This is a genomic window from Cupriavidus sp. TMH.W2 (assembly GCF_050847365.1).
In the GTDB taxonomy this organism is placed as follows: Bacteria; Pseudomonadota; Gammaproteobacteria; order Burkholderiales; family Burkholderiaceae; genus Cupriavidus.
In genome coordinates, this window is sequence record NZ_CP193793.1 from 811,883 (window position 1) to 829,529 (window position 17,647).

Sequence of the window (17,647 nt, forward strand, 5' to 3'; positions counted from 1 at the left end):
ACTCCGGAAAGATTGGTCGGCGGGCGCGCTTCAGATGAAGGGCGGTTCGCTGGTCCAGTCGAAGAAGTCCGGCATGTCGTGCGACACGGTCTCCGGGAATGCGGCGGGACGCTTCTCCAGGAAGGCGTTGACGCCTTCCTTCACGTCGGCGGAGCGTCCGCGCGACTGGATCGCGCGGCTGTCCAGCTTGTGCGCTTCCATCGGGTGGCTGGCGCCGGCCATGCGCCAGATCAGCTGGCGCGAGATGGCCACCGAGACCGGCGCGGCATTGGCCGCGATCTCGCGGGCAATGGCCCGGGCGGCCGGCAGCAGGTCCTCGGGGGCGTGCAGCGAGCGCACCAGGCCGCGCTCATGCGCTTCCTGGGCGGAGAACACGCGGCCGGTATAACACCATTCCAGCGCGGTCGAGATCCCGACCACGCGCGACAGGAACCAGGAAGACGCCGCCTCGGGCGTGATACCCCGGCGCGCAAAGACAAAGCCGAACTTGGCATCGGTGGACGCCAGCCGGATATCCATGGGCAGCTGCATGGTCACGCCCACGCCGACCGCGGCGCCGTTGACCGCGGCGATCACCGGCTTGAGGCTGCGGAAGATGCGCAGCGACACGCGCCCGCCGCCGTCGCGGTGCGCGGTGTCGGGGCTGGCGCCGTAGCGCTTCTCGAAGTCGAAGGTGGCACTGCCGCCGGACAGGTCGGCGCCGGCGCAGAAGGCGCGGCCCGAGCCGGTGACGATCACCGCGCGCACGTTGTCGTCGGCATCGGTGGCGTCGAAGGCGGCGATCAGCTCATGCATCATCTGCGCGGTAAACGCATTGAGCTGGTCGGGGCGGTGCAGGGTGATGGTGGCGACACCGTCTTCAACGGCGTAGCGCAGGGTTTCGAACGAAGGCGTGGCTTGCGTCATGGGGACTCCTGCTGAAAGGACCGGGAGAGAAGGGGGAAATAGCGGAAAAAATGGGGCAAAAGGGCCAAATGCCGTTCAGTTAAGGTCTCGAGCCCTACCGTCATTCCCGCGCAGGCGGGAATCCAGCGTCTTTCACGTCCCCTTCGGGGATGAAGTCACTGGGTTCCCGCCTGCGCGGGAACGACAGCCGCTAACTGAACGGCATTAGGCAAAAGGGCCTGGCTAACACTAGTGCGGAATGCGCCGCCTGCAATCGTCGCTTCCGACGAGGCCCGGCACCGGCGCCTCGCCGTAGACTGACGTCGATCAGGCGGCAGGACCGGCACACAGCATCGCGCGCGCCTGCCGGCGCAGACAGCAAAAGGACCATCATGAAGACACGCATCACCGAACTGCTTGGCATCCGCTATCCGATCATCCAGGGTGGCATGCAATGGGTTGGCTACGCCGAGATGGCTTCCGCCGTTTCCAACGCCGGCGGGCTGGGCATCCTCACCGCGCTGACGCAGCCCACGCCCGAGGACCTGGCCAACGAGATCCGCCGCTGCCGCGAGATGACCGACAAGCCGTTCGGCGTGAACCTGACCCTGCTGCCGTCGATCAACCCGCCGCCGTACGCGCGCTACCTCGACGTTATCATCGAAAGCGGCGTCAAGGTGCTGGAAACCGCTGGCAACAATCCCAAGGAGCATATTGCGCGCGCCAAGGCCGCCGGCATCAAGGTGATCCACAAGTGCGTGGCGGTGCGTCATGCGTTGTCGGCAGAGCGCCTGGGCGTGGATGCGGTGTCGATCGACGGCTTCGAGTGCGCCGGCCACCCTGGCGAGGACGACGTGCCCGGCATGGTGCTGATCCCGCAGGCGGTGCGCAAGCTGTCGGTGCCGGTGATCGCCTCGGGCGGCATCGCCGACGGGCGCGGCATGGCCGCGGCGCTGGTGCTGGGCGCCGAGGGCGTCAACATGGGCACGCGCTTCTGCGCCACGCGCGAAGCGCCGATCCACGACAACGTCAAGCAGGCGCTGGTGCAAGCCAGCGAGCGCGACACCAACCTGATCTTCCGCACGCTGCACAACACCGCGCGTGTGCTCAAGAACGCCGTGTCCGACGAAGTGGTGAGCATTGAGCGCCGCCCGGGCGGCGCGCAGTTCGAGGACGTCAAGCACCTGGTCGCCGGCGTGCGCGGCAAGGCCGCGCTCAAGGCCGGCGAGACCGACGGCGGCATCATCAGCGCCGGCCAGTGCGTGGGCCTGATCGACGACGTGCCCAGCTGCGAAGAACTGATCGCGCGCATGGTGGCTGATTGCCGCGAGCATCTCAGCGTGGCCTCGCGCGTCTTCGCCTGACGCCATGGCCGAGGCCGGAATCGAGGCGGCGATGACCCGGGCCATCGCCGAGCCGGGCGCAGCCGGCGGCGCGGACGTGCCGCAAGGCTTCGTCCCGCTGCGCCGCATGAGCGGCTACATGGCGGGCTTCGGCCAGCTCTACCTGCACGCCGAGCGCCGCACACTGGCGGTGCGCATCGACGAGAACCACCTGAACAATCTGGGCATCCCGCACGGCGGCATGCTGGCGACGCTGGCCGACACCGCGGTCGGCATGATGATGTCGCTGGAAACCGGCCGCTCCGGGGGCGGGGTGACCGTCAACCTGAGCCTGGACTTCCTGGATTCCGCGCGCCCGGGCGATTGGGTCGAAGCCCGCGTGGAGCTGGACAAGATGGGCTCGCGCCTGCGCTACGGCACCTGCCGGGTGGTCAGCGGCGAGCGCTGCCTGCTGCGCGCGACTGCGATCTTCGCCGTGCTGGCGCCGCGCGCCTGAGGCTTGCGGCAACTTCGTCGCTTCCGACGACGCCCGAGTCCACCCGCGGCGCAACAATAGTCCCTGACGCTGCCGGCACCTACGCCGGCAGCCCGCACACCACAACGGCCGCCCCGGCGGCCCGCACCGAACCAAGGAGATCACATGGCAGAGGCATATATCGTCGCGGCGGTCCGTACCGCCGGCGGCCGCAAGGGCGGCAAGCTGTCGGGCTGGCATCCGGCCGACCTGGCCGCGCAGGTGCTCGACGCGCTGGTGGAGCGCACCGGCGCCGACCCCGCGCTGGTCGAAGACGTCATCATGGGCTGCGTGAGCCAGGTCGGCGAGCAGGCCGGCAACGTGGCGCGCAATGCCATCCTGGCCTCGCGCCTGCCTGAAAGCGTGCCGGGCACGTCGGTGGACCGCCAGTGCGGTTCGTCGCAGCAGGCGCTGCACTTTGCCGCACAGGCCGTGATGTCGGGCGCGATGGACATCGTCATTGCCGCCGGCGTGGAAAGCATGACGCGCGTGCCGATGGGCCTGTCGTCGCAGCTGCCGGCCAAGAACGGTTTCGGCGTGCCCAAGAGCCCGGGTGTCGAGGCGCGCTACCCCGGCGTGCAGTTCAGCCAGTTCACCGGCGCCGAAATGATCGCGCGCAAGTACGACCTGTCGCGCGAACAGCTCGATGCCTATGCGCTGCTGAGCCACCAGCGCGCCATCGCCGCCACCAAGGCGGGCCGCTTCGCGGCCGAAATCGTGCCGGTGGAAGTGCGCACCGCCGACGGCGCCAACGGTGAAATGCACACCACCGACGAAGGCATCCGCTACGACGCCACGCTGGAAAGCATCGGCAGCGTCAAGCTGATCGCCGAAGGCGGCCGCGTGACCGCCGCCTCCGCCAGCCAGATCTGCGATGGTGCCGCGGGTCTGATGGTGGTCAACGAGGCTGGCCTGAAGAAGCTGGGCGTCAAGCCGCTGGCGCGCGTGCACACCATGACGGTGCTGGGCCATGATCCGGTGGTGATGCTGGAAGCGCCGCTGCCTGCCACGGAAGTTGCGCTGAAGAAGGCGGGCCTGCGCATCAGCGACATCGACCTGTTCGAAGTCAACGAAGCCTTTGCCCCGGTGCCGCTGGCATGGCTGAAGGCCACGGGTGCCGATCCCGAACGCCTGAACGTGAATGGCGGGGCGATTGCCCTGGGCCATCCGCTGGGCGGCTCGGGTGCCAAGCTGATGACCACGCTGGTGCACGCGCTGCATGCGCAGGGCAAGCGCTACGGCCTGCAGACCATGTGCGAAGGCGGCGGCATGGCCAACGTGACCATTATCGAACGGCTGTAAGGCGATGACAGTCGCGGTGTGCCGCGCCGGCACGCCGCGCAAGGATTGCAGCAGCAAAGCGTATGCGGCAGTAAAGGGCAGTAAAGGGAGAAGGACCGGCGGCGCGGGCATGTCACAGTGCCCGCGCCAGCAGCCGGGACCGCAGCAGAAGCGAAACGGGCCGCAACATCGCGGCCCGCTTACGTTGGCAGTCCGGCGCAATGCCGGTCAGGCGAAGGTCACGGCGCTGCGGCGGTCTGCGCGTTCCAGATGCGGCACGTTATTGAAACTGAGCAGGCGCTGCACGCCGCGGCCGACGATGATCTCGCAGAAGGCCGTGTTGCGGAACTGCAGGTTCAATTCGATCGCGGCCTGTGCCGGCGCGCCGAGCAGGTCCGCGGTGGCACGGCCGATCGCGCCGCCCGAACTGACTGCCAGGATGGCATCCTCGCGCGTGGTGCCTTCGCTGGCCTGAGCCAGTGCGCCGGCGATGCGCGCGCCGAAATCCGCCCAGCTCTCCGGCATGTCAGCCAGCCCATCCTGGGTCCAGGCGGCGTAGGCCGCGCGGAAGGTGCGCCAGTAGTCGTTGTAGTTGCCGTTCTGATGGGCGCGGTGGTCGGCGCCGCCGGTGTGGCAACGATACAGCGCTTCGCCGTCGTATTCGTTCAGGCCCGGGTGCGAGGTGATCTCTGCCCGCGGCTGTCCCATGCCGGCCAGGATCTCGCTGGCGGTGTCCTGCTGGCGCACCAGCGTGCCTGCCACTACCCGGCTGAAGCTGACGCCGCGCTCGCGGAAGTACTCGCCCAGCCAGCGCGCCTGCTGGCGGCCGGTCGGCGACAGGCAATCGTAGTTGGCGGCGCCAAACGAGGCTTGTCCGTGCCGGACGAGGAAAAGCGTGGCCATGAAGCGGTCCCGGTGAACGTTAAGGCGGATAGGGCTGCGCCGGGCACTGGGCACGGCGTGCGCACATTCTAGGGAGCGCGGACCCGCCAGCCAAGCAAGCGCTGCGCAATTCATAGCAGCCATGGCCCGGCTGCATTACCTCCGGTGGCGCTTGCCAGTGGTGTGCTTAGTCCGGCTCTGCGCAGGTGACGCCAAGATAGCCGGCCAGCAGGCGATTGAGTTCCGTGATCAGCCGCTCGTCGTCAAGGTGCAGCGGACCGGATTCATTGAGCACGGCGTTGACCAGCACGCTGAATACCGCCTGCATGGCAAAGCGCACGCGCAGCTCTGCGGTGTCCGCCGGCAGTTCCAGGCGCGGCACCAGCAGCTGCACCATGCGCTCCACGATGGCTTCGCCACTCTGGCGATGGGGCAGCCATTCCTCGGGCCGCGTGGACGCATGCCGCAGCGATGCCCGCATCACGCCACGGTTGGCCAGCGTGCCGAGCACCATGAAGCGCGCGGCCTTCTCCAGCAGCACCGGCGTCGGCACGTCCTCCCAGCGCTCCTGCGCCAGGTAGCGGTCGATCGACGCAGAGGTTTCTTCCATCACCAGCGCGCGCAGCGCCTCGAAATAGGCCATCTTGTCGCGAAAGCGGCCATAGAAGGCGCCCACCGACACCTGGCATGCCGCGGCGATCTGCGCCACCGACACGGCGGCAAAGTCACGCGAGGCAAGCAGTTCGCGTCCCGCGCCAAGCAAGGCCTGCTCGGTCTCGCGCGCACGGCGCTGGCGCGGCGGCTGCAGGATCGAGGGCGTATCGATACGGGGAAAGGAGGCGTTCGCGGGGAAGCCGGATTGAGTGGCAGACATAGGCATTTTCCGTATTCGAATTCGGATTCGATTTTTGAAAATACCGGTGCGTGCCGCGACGCGTCAAGGGCTTTGTCGGGTGGTGCCCGGGCGCGGCGGGTGGGTGGGCCGCGCGGGAGGTGGCAATGCGGCGCGCAAGCCGCGCCGCTGGCCGCCGCGCACCTTGCTAGCTGAAACGCGGGCCCAGGTCATCGCGCATCCATTCAATGAAGGCGCGCGTGCGTGCCGGCAACAGCCGCGCATGGGGATAGATCAGCGACAGCGGCCAGGCCGGTTGCTCGAATGCTTCCAGCACGATGCGCAGCTTGCGCTCCTGCACCAGTTGCGCGACCTGGTACGACAGGAAGTGGCCAAAGCCCGCGCCTTCAGCACAGGCGGCCACGGCGGGGGCGGTCTGGTTGAACTCCAGGTTGCCCGACACCGGCACATGGAACTCCCGGTCGCCTTCGTGGAAGGTCCACCAGTGCGCCTGGCTGCCGGTGAAGCGCACGCAGTTGGCATTGGCCAGTTCCCCGGGATGGCGCGGCACGCCGTGCTTGCGCAGGTAGGCGGGCGTGGCTACCACCACGCGTCGAATGCGGCCGATGGTCTGTGCCACCAGCGTGGAGTCGGCCAGCGGGCCGATGCGCACGCCCACATCCAGGTCTTCCTCCAGCAGGTTCACCACGCGGTCGGTGAATTCCAGGCGGCAGCGCACGCGCGGATAGCGCTGCACGAAACGCGTGACTGCAGGCGCCACGTACATCTGCCCGAACAGCACCGAGGCGGTCAGCGTGAGCTGGCCGCTGGGCTCGACATGGCTGGCGGTCAGCCCTGCCTCGACCTCGTCGATGGTGGCCAGGATGCGCCGGCAGCTGTCCAGGTAGCTGCGCCCCTCGGCGGTCAGCGACAGCCGCCGCGTGGTGCGGTTGAGCAGCCGCACCTGCAGCTCGGATTCCAGCGCCGCGAGCGTGCGCACCACCGCCGGCAACGAGGTATGCAGCGTCGTGGCGGCCGCCGTCAGGCTGCCCTCGTCGACGATCCGCACAAAGGTCTGCATCGCGCGTAGCTTGTCCATGGCGACACACATTACTCCATTTTCTGGAGTAGTCAAATATCAATAGGCCTATTTATTGCAGCGGCGTCGGCGCCCAGAATCCGCCTATCGCAACCGTTGAGGAGAGTGCCATGCAAGAGACGAACCGCCCCGCCAAGCCGGCCAAGCCGCTGGTGCTGTACCGCTCGCCGGTGTCCGGCCATGCGCACCGCGCCGAACTGTTCCTGGGCCTGCTGGGCCTGCCGCACCGCCTGGTCGACGTCGACCTGCGCGGCGGCGAGCAGCGCAGCGAGGCCTTCCTGCGCCTGAACCCGTTTGGCCAGGTGCCGGTGCTGGACGATGACGGCGTGGTCATCGGCGATTCCAATGCGATCCTGGTCTACCTGGCCACGCGCCATGACGACGGCCGCTGGCTGCCACGCGACCCGGTGGGCGCGGCGCGCGTGCAGCGCTGGCTGTCGGTGGCCGCCGGCGAGATCGCCTTCGGACCGGCGGCGGCGCGACTGGGCGTACTGTTCGGGCGGCCGGTGCCGATGGAGGATGCCGTCGCCCGCGCGCAGCGGCTGTTCACGCTGATGGAGTCGCTGCTGGCCGGACAGCCGTTCCTGGCCGCCGACCACGCCACCATTGCCGACGTGGCCGCCTACAGCTATATCGCCCGCGCCGAGGAAGGCAAGGTGCCGCTGGCGCCGTACCCGGCGCTGAATGCCTGGCTGCGCCGCATTGAAGCCTTGCCCGGCTTCGTGCCGATGCTGGTATCGGACGTCGGGGCGGCGGCGTAACGCCTGCAGGTTTCGCGCAGCGTTTCTATCCGTCCGACAAGCAGAGGGAGCCCATCATGGACCTGACTACATGGCCGCACGCCGGCTTGCCGTTCCACGCCGGCGAACTGGCTGCGCAGGAGCGCGCCGGCAAGCGCGAACGCATGGCCGCGTCCGGCCCGCGCGTGATCCGTGGCGAGATGCCGGAGCAGCACCGCACCTTCTTTGCGCAATTGCCGTTCCTGCTGGTGGGCGCGGTCGATGCCGACGGGCTGCCCTGGGCCACGATGCTGGCCGGGGCGCCGGGGTTCGCGCATACCGCTGACGCCACGCACCTGCGCATCGACACCGTGCCGCTGCCCGGAGACCCGGCGGCAGCGGCCCTGGCGCAGGGTGCGCGTATCGGCCTGCTTGGGATCGAGCTGCCGACGCGCCGGCGCAACCGCATGAACGGGATCATCGTGGCACGCGACGAGGGCGGGTTGACGGTCGAGGTCGAGCAGAGCTTCGGCAACTGCCCGCGCTATATCCAGTTGCGCGACGTGACCGTTGCCGAGCCGGCGGCCACGCTCCCGGCCTGGCACGGCGACGCGCTCGACGCGCCGGCCATCGCCTGGCTGCGCGGTGCCGATACGCTGTTCATCGCCACCAGCCACACCGCGTCGCCGCAGGACGAAGGCGAGCACACCGGCGGCGCCGATGTCTCGCACCGCGGCGGCAAGCCGGGCTTTATCCGCGTGGACGATGCCCATACGCTGACGTTCCCGGACTTCAACGGCAACAACTTCTTCAACACCGTCGGCAACCTGCTGGCCAATCCCCGTGCCGGGATCGCGGTCCCGGATTTTGCCAAGGGCTCGCTGCTGCATGTGGGCGGGCGCGCGGAGGTGATCTGGGAGGGCGAGGAACTGGCCTCATTCGCCGGCGCCGAGCGGCTGGTGCGGTTGCACGTCGAGCGCGTGGTGCGGCGTGCGGCGGTGCTGCCGCTGCGCTTCGGGTTTCGGGAATATTCGCCTGTACTGGCTGACACGGGTGCGTGGCCGGCGCACTGAGCCGAGGGTTTGAGCCCGGGGCCGTCACAATAGCCAGGTCCGCGCGCTCAGCCGCGCGCCCGGTACCTGAGCCCGGCGCAGCGGCCGACCAGCGTGGTGATGCAGCAGGCGTTGCCGCGCCACTCGCCACCGGTCACGATGCCGTCCGGGCCGGCCACCAGCTTGCGCTGGCAATGGCCCGGCACCGGCGTGCGCTCCACGCCGGCATCGCGCGGGCCGCTGCCCGGCGGCCGCGCGGCCGGCACCGTGTCGGTCCAGACGTAGGCCGTGCCATTGGGCAGGGCCTGCACCCCCTCCGGCGGACCCCACTGGCGCTTCGCTTCGTCGACGGGGACGTTCTTCCAGGAGTCGACGATGTCCTGCATGGCGCTGGTCCCGATTCCGGCACAAGCGCCGGCAAGGGCTGCCACCCACAGGAGGGCCAGGCGCGCGCGCTTGCTGGCGGCTTGGGCAAGTCGGGCTGGATTGGCAGGCATGGTGACTCCGCGTCGGCGCAGCCGGTGGCAAGGGCCGGTGTGTGGAGACTAGCGGAGCCGTAACACCCGTTGCAAGCGCGTTCTGGGCGATGACGCACAGATTGTGAGTGGGTTCTTAGTCGGCGAACAAGCCCAGGGTTTGCAGGTCGGCTGCGGCGGAAGCCTTGCGCGCAGTCTGCTCCGGAGCATTGCGTGCCGGACGTGGGGCGTCGGCGGGCGCTTCGGTTGCGGTCAGCGTGAAGGCTCGCTGCACGGACAACGGTACCGCCTCCGGGGTCCATTGCGCCATGCGCGGCGCCAGGATCTGGTACGTGTCCAGGTCGAAATGCGCCGGCGCGGCGGCCAGCGCGTGCGCTTCCTCCAGCGTGGCGGCGCAGCCAAGGTAGCACCATTCGTCGGCAACATGCCACCAGGCGCGCGCGCCGTGTTGCTCGCGCCAGGCGACCGGGCCGTCGAAGGGCCATGGCGTCAGTGCGATCGGCGCCAGTGCGGCGGCAAGCCGGGCGCGGTGCTCGCGCGGCGATTCCGCGCCGACGCAGGCCCCGGCGCAGCGGTGGACCTGCCGTGCAAAGCAGGGGCTGCCGCGGCGCGTGGTCTTCTCCAGCGACAGCGTTGCCATGCACAGGCCGTGCTCCTGCGCCAGCGCGCGCAAGCGTGCCTCGGCCGCGCCGCGGCTGCCGAATACGCCGAACAAGTCGCGATGCCGGCAGAAGTCGGTGTCGCGGTCGGTGCGCAGGCGCGGCACCGGGAGCTGCTGCGGCAATTCCCAGGCATAGAGCCGGGTATTCCGGCGCAGCAGCTGGTTGTGCACCGGCTGCATGGCTTTCACCAGTTGCGCCTCCAGCAGCAGCGCCCCGGTCTCGCCGCCGGTTTCCCGCCATTCGACACGACGCACCAGCCGGGCCAGCCGCATGTCCTTGCCGTAGCGGTAGTCGCCGGAGAAATGGGCGCCGATCCGCTGGCGCAGGTGCACGCTCTTGCCGATATAGAGCGGCACGTCCTGGTCGCCATAGAAGATATAGACACCCGGCGTGGCCGGCACGTCTTCCAGCGCGGTTTCCTCCAGGCCGGCGGGCAGGCTCGCGCGCCGCACCAGCGTACTCACGGCCGATTCCACCAGGTCGACGGAATAGGTGGCGTGGATCTTCTGCCAGAACTGCCACAGGAGTTCGGCATCGGCCAGCGCGCGATGCCTGCCCTTGGGTGTCAGGCCAAAGCGCGCGATCAGCGCATCCAGGCCATGACGCTCGACCGACGGGAAGAGCGAGCGCGACAGCCTTACCGTACACAGCACATCGGCACGGAAGGTCACGCCGGCGCGCCGGAACGCGTTCTTCAGGAAGCCGTAGTCGAAGCGCGCGTTGTGGGCCACGAACAGGCGCCCCTGCAGGCGTTCGGCGAGCGACTCGGCCAGGGATTCGAAGGTCGGCTGCCCGCGCACCATGTCGTCGCTGATGCCGGTCATGCGCTGGATAAACGGCGGGATCGACATGCCGGGGTCGAGCAGGGTATCCCACTCAACGATACCGTCCGGGCCAACCTCGACCACGCCGATCTCGGTGATGCGGTCGCGCTGGGCATCCGCACCGGTGGTCTCCAGGTCGACAAAGACAATCGGGCGCGACAGCGCCGCGGCGAGAGACTGGGCGTCGAGCAGGCGGATTCCGTCCGCTGGCAGGCGCGACGGCATATAGGTAGGCAGGTCAGGCATTTGCCGATTTTAAAGGCGCGCTGATGGTGGCACGAAGAAGTTTTCAAAAACCCCTTGCCAACCCCGCTGCGCTCGCATATTATTCGCCCCCTCGCAACACAACGCAGCGCTGCAAAGCAGACGCAGCAAGGGTTGCGGGGTCAGCCGGAAGGCTGGCGCAGCGAAGTTGGCGCGCCGGCCGCAGCAAAAAAAGATTGCTGAAACGGTTGACGAAACGAAGAAATCTCTGCATAATCTCGTTTCTCTGCTGCAGCAAACGCAGCGACGCAAACGGCAAAGCCGGTAGCGTAGTTCTTTAACAAACAAACAACCGATAAGTGTGGGCGCTGGGTAGCGGACGCCGCTGTCTTCGGACAGTGTTGCTTCACAAGTTATACAGTGCTCGCACAGCAAAACGTGACTGGGTCTTCGGATCTGGTCAGTCAGTTTTCTGAGAGTGAGCGACCGCTCGAAAGAGCGAGGGAGCCGCGAGGCTTCCACACAGAGATTGAACTGAAGAGTTTGATCCTGGCTCAGATTGAACGCTGGCGGCATGCCTTACACATGCAAGTCGAACGGCAGCACGGGCTTCGGCCTGGTGGCGAGTGGCGAACGGGTGAGTAATACATCGGAACGTGCCCTGTAGTGGGGGATAACTAGTCGAAAGATTAGCTAATACCGCATACGACCTGAGGGTGAAAGCGGGGGACCGCAAGGCCTCGCGCTACAGGAGCGGCCGATGTCTGATTAGCTAGTTGGTGGGGTAAGAGCCTACCAAGGCGACGATCAGTAGCTGGTCTGAGAGGACGATCAGCCACACTGGGACTGAGACACGGCCCAGACTCCTACGGGAGGCAGCAGTGGGGAATTTTGGACAATGGGGGCAACCCTGATCCAGCAATGCCGCGTGTGTGAAGAAGGCCTTCGGGTTGTAAAGCACTTTTGTCCGGAAAGAAATGGCTCTGGTTAATACCCGGGGTCGATGACGGTACCGGAAGAATAAGCACCGGCTAACTACGTGCCAGCAGCCGCGGTAATACGTAGGGTGCGAGCGTTAATCGGAATTACTGGGCGTAAAGCGTGCGCAGGCGGTTTTGTAAGACAGGCGTGAAATCCCCGAGCTCAACTTGGGAATGGCGCTTGTGACTGCAAGGCTAGAGTATGTCAGAGGGGGGTAGAATTCCACGTGTAGCAGTGAAATGCGTAGAGATGTGGAGGAATACCGATGGCGAAGGCAGCCCCCTGGGACGTCACTGACGCTCATGCACGAAAGCGTGGGGAGCAAACAGGATTAGATACCCTGGTAGTCCACGCCCTAAACGATGTCAACTAGTTGTTGGGGATTCATTTCTTCAGTAACGTAGCTAACGCGTGAAGTTGACCGCCTGGGGAGTACGGTCGCAAGATTAAAACTCAAAGGAATTGACGGGGACCCGCACAAGCGGTGGATGATGTGGATTAATTCGATGCAACGCGAAAAACCTTACCTACCCTTGACATGCCACTAACGAAGCAGAGATGCATCAGGTGCCCGAAAGGGAAAGTGGACACAGGTGCTGCATGGCTGTCGTCAGCTCGTGTCGTGAGATGTTGGGTTAAGTCCCGCAACGAGCGCAACCCTTGTCTCTAGTTGCTACGAAAGGGCACTCTAGAGAGACTGCCGGTGACAAACCGGAGGAAGGTGGGGATGACGTCAAGTCCTCATGGCCCTTATGGGTAGGGCTTCACACGTCATACAATGGTGCGTACAGAGGGTTGCCAACCCGCGAGGGGGAGCTAATCCCAGAAAACGCATCGTAGTCCGGATCGTAGTCTGCAACTCGACTACGTGAAGCTGGAATCGCTAGTAATCGCGGATCAGCATGCCGCGGTGAATACGTTCCCGGGTCTTGTACACACCGCCCGTCACACCATGGGAGTGGGTTTTGCCAGAAGTAGTTAGCCTAACCGCAAGGAGGGCGATTACCACGGCAGGGTTCATGACTGGGGTGAAGTCGTAACAAGGTAGCCGTATCGGAAGGTGCGGCTGGATCACCTCCTTTCTAGAGGCTTGTGTCTCAAGCCTAGCGTTCACACTTATCGGTTTGTTTGCTGTTACAGCCAAGGGTCTGTAGCTCAGGTGGTTAGAGCACCGTCTTGATAAGGCGGGGGTCGTAGGTTCAAGTCCTACCAGACCCACCAAGTTATCCGGAAGGGGGATTAGCTCAGCTGGGAGAGCACCTGCTTTGCAAGCAGGGGGTCGTCGGTTCGATCCCGTCATCCTCCACCATCACTTACGAGTGAGCCTGGTACCTTGGATTGGTAGTCAAATGCAAGCGCTTAGCCTTGAGCGTTTGCATTTGGCATTGCCAAGCGATCTGATGATCGGCTGTTCTTTAACAATATGGGATGTAGTAAAGGTGTCGCGAAGCGTTGATGAGACGCTGCAGTACAAAACGCGATACCGGGTTGTGATTGTATCAACCAAAATGTATTTAAGTGATCGAAAGATGACTTGGAATACGGCACAAATGCGAGAACTCATCCTGTAGCGACGTTTCGAGTCATCGAGACACACTCGTTATAGGGTCAAGCGAACAAGTGCATGTGGTGGATGCCTTGGCGATCACAGGCGATGAAGGACGCGGTAGCCTGCGAAAAGCTTCGGGGAGCTGGCAAACAAGCTTTGATCCGGAGATGTCCGAATGGGGAAACCCGGCCCGTATGGGTCATCGCTGACTGAATACATAGGTCAGCGAAGCGAACGCGGCGAACTGAAACATCTAAGTAGCTGCAGGAACAGAAATCAACCGAGATTCCCAAAGTAGTGGCGAACGAAATGGGAAGAGCCTTGTACTCTTTAGCAGTGGTGTTAGCAGAACGGGATGGAAAGCCCGGCCCTAGCAGGTGATAGCCCTGTATGCGAAAACACGATTGTGGAACTAGGTGTACGACAAGTAGGGCGGGACACGTGAAATCCTGTCTGAAGATGGGGGGACCATCCTCCAAGGCTAAATACTCGTGATCGACCGATAGTGAACCAGTACCGTGAGGGAAAGGCGAAAAGAACCCCGGGAGGGGAGTGAAATAGATCCTGAAACCGCATGCATACAAACAGTCGGAGCCTGGCAACGGGTGACGGCGTACCTTTTGTATAATGGGTCAGCGACTTACATTCAGTGGCAAGCTTAACCGATTAGGGAAGGCGTAGCGAAAGCGAGTCCGAACAGGGCGTTGAGTCGCTGGGTGTAGACCCGAAACCAGATGATCTATCCATGGCCAGGTTGAAGGTGCGGTAACACGTACTGGAGGACCGAACCCACTAACGTTGAAAAGTTAGGGGATGAGCTGTGGATAGGGGTGAAAGGCTAAACAAATCTGGAAATAGCTGGTTCTCTCCGAAAACTATTTAGGTAGTGCCTCGTGTGTCACCTTCGGGGGTAGAGCACTGTCATGGTTGGGGGGTCTATTGCTGATTACCCCGCCATAGCAAACTCCGAATACCGAAGAGTGCAATCACGGGAGACAGACATCGGGTGCTAACGTCCGGTGTCAAGAGGGAAACAACCCAGACCGCCAGCTAAGGTCCCCAAGATTGGCTAAGTGGGAAACGAAGTGGGAAGGCTAAAACAGTCAGGAGGTTGGCTTAGAAGCAGCCACCCTTTAAAGAAAGCGTAATAGCTCACTGATCGAGTCGTCCTGCGCGGAAGATGTAACGGGGCTAAGCCAGTCACCGAAGCTGCGGACGCACAGCAATGTGCGTGGTAGGAGAGCGTTCTGTAAGCCTGTGAAGGTGTCTTGTAAAGGATGCTGGAGGTATCAGAAGTGCGAATGCTGACATGAGTAGCGATAAAGGGGGTGAAAGGCCCCCTCGCCGTAAGCCCAAGGTTTCCTACGCAACGTTCATCGGCGTAGGGTGAGTCGGCCCCTAAGGCGAGGCAGAGATGCGTAGCTGATGGGAAGCAGGTTAATATTCCTGCACCGTCGTATGATGCGATGGGGGGACGGATCGCGGAAGGTTGTCCGGGTGTTGGAAGTCCCGGTCCCTGCATTGGAGAAGGCGCTTTGGCAAATCCGGGCGCGGGATTCAAGGATGCGGGGCGAGCGGCCTAGTGCTGCGAAGCAATTGGAAGTGGTTCCAAGAAAAGCCTCTAAGCTTCAGTCATACGAGACCGTACCGCAAACCGACACAGGTGGGCGAGATGAGTATTCTAAGGCGCTTGAGAGAACTCGGGAGAAGGAACTCGGCAAATTGGTACCGTAACTTCGGGATAAGGTACGCCCTGGTAGCTTGACTGGCCTGCGCCAGAAGGGTGAAGGGGTTGCAATAAAATGGTGGCTGCGACTGTTTAATAAAAACACAGCACTCTGCAAACACGAAAGTGGACGTATAGGGTGTGACGCCTGCCCGGTGCCGGAAGATTAAATGATGGGGTGCAAGCTCTTGATTGAAGTCCCGGTAAACGGCGGCCGTAACTATAACGGTCCTAAGGTAGCGAAATTCCTTGTCGGGTAAGTTCCGACCTGCACGAATGGCGTAACGATGGCCACACTGTCTCCTCCCGAGACTCAGCGAAGTTGAAGTGTTTGTGATGATGCAATCTCCCCGCGGCTAGACGGAAAGACCCCATGAACCTTTACTGTAGCTTTGCATTGGACTTTGAACCGATCTGTGTAGGATAGGTGGGAGGCTTTGAAGCGTGGACGCTAGTTCACGTGGAGCCGTCCTTGAAATACCACCCTGGTTTGTTTGAGGTTCTAACCTTGACCCGTGAATCCGGGTCGGGGACAGTGCATGGTAGGCAGTTTGACTGGGGCGGTCTCCTCCCAAAGTGTAACGGAGGAGTTCGAAGGTACGCTTGGTACGGTCGGACATCGTACCTAAAGTGCAATGGCAAAAGCGTGCTTAACTGCGAGACCGACAAGTCGAGCAGGTGCGAAAGCAGGACATAGTGATCCGGTGGTTCTGAATGGAAGGGCCATCGCTCAACGGATAAAAGGTACTCTGGGGATAACAGGCTGATACCGCCCAAGAGTTCATATCGACGGCGGTGTTTGGCACCTCGATGTCGGCTCATCTCATCCTGGGGCTGTAGCCGGTCCCAAGGGTATGGCTGTTCGCCATTTAAAGAGGTACGTGAGCTGGGTTTAAAACGTCGTGAGACAGTTTGGTCCCTATCTGCCGTGGGCGTTGGAATCTTGACGGGGGCTGCTCCTAGTACGAGAGGACCGGAGTGGACGTACCGCTGGTGTACCTGTTGTCTCGCCAGAGGCATCGCAGGGTAGCTATGTACGGAAGAGATAACCGCTGAAAGCATCTAAGCGGGAAACTCGCCTGAAGATGAGGATTCCCTGGCGGCTTGACCGCCTTGAAGGGTCGTTCGAGACCAGGACGTTGATAGGCTGGGTGTGGAAGCGCAGTAATGCGTTAAGCTAACCAGTACTAATTGCCCGTAAGGCTTGATCCTATAACCAGTGTGTTTTGCCTGGTGAGTTGATCGCCTGTGCCACCGATACGCACAACCAAGACTACATCCCTATTCGCAGCGTTGACCTCAACCTCAGCGCTGCACCCCCTTATGCCTGGTGACCATAGCGAGTTGGAACCACCCCTTCCCATCCCGAACAGGACCGTGAAACGACTTTGCGCCGATGATAGTGCGGATTACCCGTGTGAAAGTAGGTCATCGCCAGGCTCTTATCCCGCAGAACCCCCAGCCCCAAAAGGCTGGGGGTTTTTGCTTTGGCGCGGCCAAATAATCAATCGGCCTCAATCTTCATCGACTTCAACAGCGGCTGCCACTTGTCGCTTTCAGCCTTCAGCATCGTACGCAGCCCTTCCGGCGTCTGCTTGTCGACCGGCACGATTTCCGCGCCGAGGCCATCCAGCTTCTTGATTACCATCGGATCTTGCAGCCCCTTCTGCAGCGCCTTGGTCAGCCGCGCCACCGCAGCCGGCGGCGTGCCCTTGGGCGCATAGATACCGTGCCAGACCCTGACGTCAAAGCCCTTGAGACCGCCTTCCTGCAGCGTTGGCGTACTGGGCAGTGCCTTGATCCGCGCGGGCGTGGTCACGCCGAACAGGCGCACGCGGTCGGCCTGGATATGCGGCAGCGTGGCCGTGGTCTGGTCGCATAGCAGGTCGACCTGGCCGCCAAGCAGCGCGGTCAGCGCGGGGCCCGCGCCCTGGTAAGGGATCGAATTCAGCTGCACGTGGACCGATTGCTCGAACAGCACGCCGCATAGTTGCGATACGGCGCCGAGGCCGGCATTGGCCAGCGACACCTTGTCCTTGTTCTGCGTCACATAGCGGATCAGTTCCGGCACCGTCTTCGCCGGCAGGTCCTTGCGGCCCATCAGGGTCATCGGTACGTCCGCGACCTGGCCGACATACTCGAAATCCTTCAGCGGCGCGTAGGATAGCTTCTTGTACAGCGCCGGCGCGGTCGCCATGCCGTTGTGGTGGATCAGCAGCGTGTAGCCGTCCGCCTGGGCGCGGGCGACAAAGGCCGCAGCAACGGTGCCGCCGGCGCCAGTGCGGTTTTCCACCACCACGCTCTGGCCGAGATCCTGGGACATGGCATGCGCCAGCGTGCGCGCGACGACATCGGTCGGGCCGCCGGCAGAGTAGGGGACGACCAGGGTGATCGGCTTGCTCGGATAGGCGTCAGCCGCTGCCGCGCCGTTGGCGCCTGCAAGTGCCGAAGCCGTCACCAGTACACCCGCCAGCCATCGCGGTCCGGCATGCAGATACTTCACATCCTTCATTGCTGTCTCCAGATTGGTGCCGCACCGTGAGTCCGGGGCGGCTTGTCGGGGTTGCGCGGCTAGCATGGGGGCATGCCGCGGCGACCGCAATCTGGTTCTCGTGAAG

At 63.8% G+C, this 17,647-nt stretch carries 13 protein-coding genes, 2 tRNA genes and 3 rRNA genes; 10 read left to right on the top strand and 8 right to left on the bottom strand.

What is annotated here, in order from left to right; all coding sequences use genetic code 11:
- Positions 1–30: 30 nt before the first annotated feature.
- Entirely contained in the window at positions 31–906 is an 876-nt protein-coding gene (locus ACREYQ_RS21260; protein ID WP_432262149.1) for a crotonase/enoyl-CoA hydratase family protein, read from the bottom strand.
- Positions 907–1,277: 371 nt separating this feature from the next.
- On the opposite strand from ACREYQ_RS21260, the gene ACREYQ_RS21265 reads away from it, so the two are divergent.
- From ACREYQ_RS21265 to ACREYQ_RS21275, 3 genes are all read left to right on the top strand, one after another.
- Positions 1,278–2,249 carry an NAD(P)H-dependent flavin oxidoreductase gene (locus ACREYQ_RS21265; protein WP_432262150.1) on the top strand — a complete coding sequence of 324 codons (972 nt, stop codon included), beginning with the start codon at positions 1,278–1,280 and terminating at the stop codon, positions 2,247–2,249.
- Positions 2,250–2,253: 4 nt separating this feature from the next.
- Positions 2,254–2,724: a PaaI family thioesterase gene (locus ACREYQ_RS21270; protein ID WP_432262151.1), complete on the top strand. Its 471-nt coding sequence runs from the start codon at positions 2,254–2,256 to the stop codon at positions 2,722–2,724.
- A gap of 144 nt (positions 2,725–2,868) precedes the next feature.
- On the top strand, positions 2,869–4,044 hold the full coding sequence (locus ACREYQ_RS21275) for an acetyl-CoA C-acetyltransferase (protein WP_432262152.1): 1,176 nt from the start codon (positions 2,869–2,871) through the stop codon (positions 4,042–4,044).
- A 207-nt stretch (positions 4,045–4,251) separates the two neighbouring features.
- Here the strand turns inward: ACREYQ_RS21275 and ACREYQ_RS21280 are convergent, their stop codons facing one another.
- The 3 genes from ACREYQ_RS21280 to ACREYQ_RS21290 all read right to left on the bottom strand — a co-directional run bounded on the left by ACREYQ_RS21280 (position 4,252) and on the right by ACREYQ_RS21290 (position 6,848).
- Positions 4,252–4,926, bottom strand: a complete 675-nt coding sequence (locus tag ACREYQ_RS21280; RefSeq protein WP_432262153.1) for a histidine phosphatase family protein — start codon at positions 4,924–4,926, stop codon at positions 4,252–4,254.
- Positions 4,927–5,092: 166 nt separating this feature from the next.
- Positions 5,093–5,779, bottom strand: coding sequence for a TetR/AcrR family transcriptional regulator (locus tag ACREYQ_RS21285; RefSeq protein WP_432262154.1), 687 nt, complete (start codon positions 5,777–5,779; stop codon positions 5,093–5,095).
- A 166-nt stretch (positions 5,780–5,945) separates the two neighbouring features.
- Positions 5,946–6,848: a LysR family transcriptional regulator gene (locus tag ACREYQ_RS21290; RefSeq protein ID WP_432262155.1), complete on the bottom strand. Its 903-nt coding sequence runs from the start codon at positions 6,846–6,848 to the stop codon at positions 5,946–5,948.
- 98 nt (positions 6,849–6,946) lie between these two features.
- On the opposite strand from ACREYQ_RS21290, the gene ACREYQ_RS21295 reads away from it, so the two are divergent.
- Positions 6,947–7,597 (top strand): glutathione S-transferase family protein, encoded by a 651-nt coding sequence (locus ACREYQ_RS21295; RefSeq protein WP_432262156.1) that lies wholly within the window; start codon positions 6,947–6,949, stop codon positions 7,595–7,597.
- Between the two features lie 56 nt (positions 7,598–7,653).
- Positions 7,654–8,628 carry a pyridoxamine 5'-phosphate oxidase family protein gene (locus tag ACREYQ_RS21300; protein WP_432262157.1) on the top strand — a complete coding sequence of 325 codons (975 nt, stop codon included), beginning with the start codon at positions 7,654–7,656 and terminating at the stop codon, positions 8,626–8,628.
- Between the two features lie 47 nt (positions 8,629–8,675).
- On the opposite strand, the gene ACREYQ_RS21305 is transcribed toward ACREYQ_RS21300, so the two are convergent.
- The 3 genes from ACREYQ_RS21305 to ACREYQ_RS21315 all read right to left on the bottom strand — a co-directional run bounded on the left by ACREYQ_RS21305 (position 8,676) and on the right by ACREYQ_RS21315 (position 11,117).
- Entirely contained in the window at positions 8,676–9,104 is a 429-nt protein-coding gene (locus ACREYQ_RS21305) for a hypothetical protein (protein ID WP_432262158.1), read from the bottom strand.
- A gap of 115 nt (positions 9,105–9,219) precedes the next feature.
- Complete coding sequence (locus ACREYQ_RS21310) at positions 9,220–10,815, bottom strand: exonuclease domain-containing protein (RefSeq protein ID WP_432262159.1); 1,596 nt, start codon at positions 10,813–10,815, stop codon at positions 9,220–9,222.
- A gap of 140 nt (positions 10,816–10,955) precedes the next feature.
- On the bottom strand, positions 10,956–11,117 hold the full coding sequence (locus ACREYQ_RS21315) for a hypothetical protein (protein WP_432262160.1): 162 nt from the start codon (positions 11,115–11,117) through the stop codon (positions 10,956–10,958).
- Between the two features lie 187 nt (positions 11,118–11,304).
- Between ACREYQ_RS21315 and ACREYQ_RS21320 the strand changes: the two genes are divergently transcribed.
- The 5 genes from ACREYQ_RS21320 to rrf all read left to right on the top strand — a co-directional run bounded on the left by ACREYQ_RS21320 (position 11,305) and on the right by rrf (position 16,469).
- A 16S ribosomal RNA gene (locus ACREYQ_RS21320) occupies positions 11,305–12,836 on the top strand.
- 62 nt (positions 12,837–12,898) lie between these two features.
- A tRNA-Ile gene (locus ACREYQ_RS21325) sits at positions 12,899–12,975 on the top strand.
- Positions 12,976–12,987: 12 nt separating this feature from the next.
- Positions 12,988–13,063, top strand: a tRNA-Ala gene (locus ACREYQ_RS21330).
- Positions 13,064–13,360: 297 nt separating this feature from the next.
- A 23S ribosomal RNA gene (locus ACREYQ_RS21335) occupies positions 13,361–16,241 on the top strand.
- 114 nt (positions 16,242–16,355) lie between these two features.
- A 5S ribosomal RNA gene (rrf, locus tag ACREYQ_RS21340) occupies positions 16,356–16,469 on the top strand.
- The 16S, 23S and 5S rRNA genes sit together here with 2 tRNA genes alongside, the layout of an rRNA operon.
- 64 nt (positions 16,470–16,533) lie before the next feature.
- Here the strand turns inward: rrf and ACREYQ_RS21345 are convergent.
- A complete protein-coding gene (locus ACREYQ_RS21345) occupies positions 16,534–17,541 on the bottom strand; it encodes a tripartite tricarboxylate transporter substrate-binding protein (RefSeq protein WP_432262161.1) in 1,008 nt (335 codons plus the stop codon).
- Positions 17,542–17,647: the final 106 nt, after the last annotated feature.

What these genes read in the sequence shown, in the direction of transcription:
- ACREYQ_RS21345 (WP_432262161.1), bottom strand. Translation starts at nt 17,541, where the DNA reads ATGAAGGATGTGAAGTATCTGCATGCCGGACCGCGATGGCTGGCGGGT.
- ACREYQ_RS21265 (WP_432262150.1), top strand. Translation starts at nt 1,278, where the DNA reads ATGAAGACACGCATCACCGAACTGCTTGGCATCCGCTATCCGATCATC.
- ACREYQ_RS21300 (WP_432262157.1), top strand. Translation starts at nt 7,654, where the DNA reads ATGGACCTGACTACATGGCCGCACGCCGGCTTGCCGTTCCACGCCGGC.
- ACREYQ_RS21310 (WP_432262159.1), bottom strand. Translation starts at nt 10,815, where the DNA reads ATGCCTGACCTGCCTACCTATATGCCGTCGCGCCTGCCAGCGGACGGA.
- ACREYQ_RS21295 (WP_432262156.1), top strand. Translation starts at nt 6,947, where the DNA reads ATGCAAGAGACGAACCGCCCCGCCAAGCCGGCCAAGCCGCTGGTGCTG.
- ACREYQ_RS21280 (WP_432262153.1), bottom strand. Translation starts at nt 4,926, where the DNA reads ATGGCCACGCTTTTCCTCGTCCGGCACGGACAAGCCTCGTTTGGCGCC.
- ACREYQ_RS21305 (WP_432262158.1), bottom strand. Translation starts at nt 9,104, where the DNA reads ATGCCTGCCAATCCAGCCCGACTTGCCCAAGCCGCCAGCAAGCGCGCG.
- ACREYQ_RS21270 (WP_432262151.1), top strand. Translation starts at nt 2,254, where the DNA reads ATGGCCGAGGCCGGAATCGAGGCGGCGATGACCCGGGCCATCGCCGAG.
- ACREYQ_RS21285 (WP_432262154.1), bottom strand. Translation starts at nt 5,779, where the DNA reads ATGTCTGCCACTCAATCCGGCTTCCCCGCGAACGCCTCCTTTCCCCGT.
- ACREYQ_RS21260 (WP_432262149.1), bottom strand. Translation starts at nt 906, where the DNA reads ATGACGCAAGCCACGCCTTCGTTCGAAACCCTGCGCTACGCCGTTGAA.
- ACREYQ_RS21290 (WP_432262155.1), bottom strand. Translation starts at nt 6,848, where the DNA reads ATGTGTGTCGCCATGGACAAGCTACGCGCGATGCAGACCTTTGTGCGG.
- ACREYQ_RS21275 (WP_432262152.1), top strand. Translation starts at nt 2,869, where the DNA reads ATGGCAGAGGCATATATCGTCGCGGCGGTCCGTACCGCCGGCGGCCGC.